The sequence below is a fragment of the Campylobacter sp. CNRCH_2007_0968H genome (genome assembly GCF_025773245.1).
Lineage (GTDB): Bacteria > Campylobacterota > Campylobacteria > Campylobacterales > Campylobacteraceae > Campylobacter_D > Campylobacter_D lari_D.
The window spans coordinates 1-2,863 of record NZ_JAKMTQ010000030.1; the positions used below are offsets into that span (position 1 = coordinate 1).

Consider the following 2,863-nt stretch of genomic DNA (forward strand, 5'->3'; position numbering starts at 1 on the left):
CTTAATGCAAGGATATTTGAATACACAAGATAAAACTTTTAATCAAGTTACAGCTTTAGATAAGGATAAAAAAGCAAATATTCATTTGGTTGGTAATGAGGTACATGCTGATATTGCTACTTTTAAAGATATAGGAAAACTAGCTATTACTGCCAAAGATAAAGGATCTTTATACTTAAATGCTAGTGGGTATTACTATAACCCAACTTCATTTAAAAATTTTAACTATGAAAGAAAAAGCTACAATAATGCGCAAGATCAGCATGGCAAGCCAATTATAATTCATCATAATGAAAATAATTTCATTAATGTAAAATATGTAGGTATAGGTTCTGATGTAGATTGGTGGCATTTTGCTAAAGGGTGGAATGAAAATGAAGATTTTAGAAATATAGCTAGCGAGTATAGACTGACTAATGATATAGATTTTAAAGGTAATCAGGGTAAAGGCAAGGAAGGAAAAGATTGGCAAAACTATGCTAATTATTGTATAGACGGGTATGGTTGCACTAATATGATAGTAGGTTTTAATGGTGATAGTGCTTTTACTAAAACATTTGATGGTCAAGGATATACGCTTAAGAATATTAATATAGATACGACAGGATTTGTAAATAATAAATCTGATATTTATGTAGGTATATTTGGCATAGCAGATGGGGCTAAATTTAAAAATATTAATGTAGATTATATGGGTGGTGGAATTCAAAATAAAGATGTTTATTATATAGGTGGTTTTGTAGGATATATAGACAATGGAAATTTTTCACAAATATCTTTGAAAAATATCAAAAATTTTAACAGCGATAACGGATATATTTATTATGCTGGTGGTTTTGCAGGATATATAAACAATGGAAATTTTTCAAATATATCATTAAGTGAAATAGGAAATTTTTACAATAATAGCCTAAGATACAATTATACTGGTGGTTTTGCAGGATATATAACAGTTGGAACATTTAAAAATATTGATTTAAATGCTATAGAAAATTTAAACAATAAGATTAGTAGGGGCTATTATGATACTTACAATTATACTGGTGGTTTTGCAGGAATGATACGCAACGGAAATTTTTCAAATATATCATTAAGTGAAATAGGAAAATTTTATAATATTCGAAATGATAATGCTATTGTAACATCTTTTGTTGGCGGTTTTGCAGGATCTATAGGCAATGGAAATTTTTCAAATATTTCTTTAAATAATATAGAAAATATTGGTACTGGTGGAAATGTTCATTCTTATGCTGGCGGTTTTGCAGGATCTATAGGCAATGGAAATTTTTCAAATATTTCTTTAAATAATATAGAAAATATTGGTACTGGTGAAAGCACTTTTCTTACTGATGCTGGTGGTTTTGCTGGGAAAATTTACAAAGGAAATTTTTCAAATATTGTTTTGAATGGCATAAGTAATATTATTGGTAATTTTGGACACAATACTGATGCTGGTGGTTTTGTGGGAAGTATCACAGGAAATGATTTAAAATTTAATAATATTTTTTTGTATTTTAATTCTGGAGCAGAAATTGGTTCAAAACGTGCAGCTGGTAAATTTGCTGGATATATAAATAATATAAAAGTTGATGGCATCCACATCTATCACCACGAAAACGATTTAACTAATGCAACTGCGGATCAAGATTATTGGAACGACTTTAATAATGGCTATATTTCAGATAAAATCAATATCCACACTTACAAAGATGAAACACAAGGGTATAGTGACTTTGAAAAAGCTGTGATAGATAGTTTAGCTAAAGAAGGGTTGCATAAAGATAAAAACGGGAAATTAATTTTTACAACGGATTTCGAAATAGAAAAGCCAACCAACCCTACAGATCCTACAGATCCGAGTAATCCTGATGTTATCTTAGATAGCGATGATTTGTATGTTGATGTTGTTGAAGATATATTAGATGATATATTAGATGGTGATTATACTGTTAGTATAGATGATCTTGGAAATATTATCTTTAAAGAATCTAGTCCAGATGGTGATAGAGTTATTACTTTAAAATCCATTTATGAAAGTTTAGAATTTTTAGAAGAGCTTTATAAACAAAAAGGAATGCAAGATAAGCTAAAAGATATTTATGCAAAATATACAAAAGCTTTGGAATTAAATAATTTTCTCTTATCTATCGTGCAAAATGATATAGATAAAGCTAAGGAAAATATCAATAAATTCAATTTTTTACTTAAAGAATACAATACAGTGTTGAGCATATATAATGATTATGTGGAAAAGATAAATAAAGGTCAAATGAGTATTACTGATGATAAATTTGTAACCGCTTTAGCAAAATTAAATTCATATGCTAAAGATTTGATTTCTTATAAAGAGTATGTTGATGGAGTAATTGTTAAATTAAACAATAAATACGATATAGAAAAGAATTATGGTTATACAAATTTTAAATTCACGGATATTTTTGCTTCTTTGAATTTTTCACACAACTTGCAAAATCCTGATGTAGATAATCCAAATAAACCAGAATTACCTGAAACAGATATGGAATTTGAACAAACAGCTTCGCTTAATTTAATAGGTGATAATGCTTTAGATGATGATGATGAGAAAAAAGAGATAGATGAAACCTCTTTAGCTCAAAAAAATAAAACCTGCATAGTTAGCGATAACTATAAAACCATGAATCCATGCATAGTAAGTGGAATGTAGTTATATACACTAGGATTTATCCTAGTGTATATAACGAGTATATTAATGAATACTCGTATTAAATAATATTTTGATTAATCAATAATAAATATTAAAAAATAAAAACTCTTAAAATTTAAAAAATGAATTAAAAGGAAAAAATAAGTATGAAAAAACTTTTACTTAGCACTATAGCAC

Annotated in this window: 1 pseudogene; it reads left to right on the top strand. The window is 27.7% G+C overall.

Features of this window, described 5'->3' with window-relative positions:
- Window positions 1-2,686, top strand: a pseudogene (locus L8Y18_RS08410) (hypothetical protein); the annotation flags it as partial.
- Window positions 2,687-2,863 lie beyond the last annotated feature (177 nt).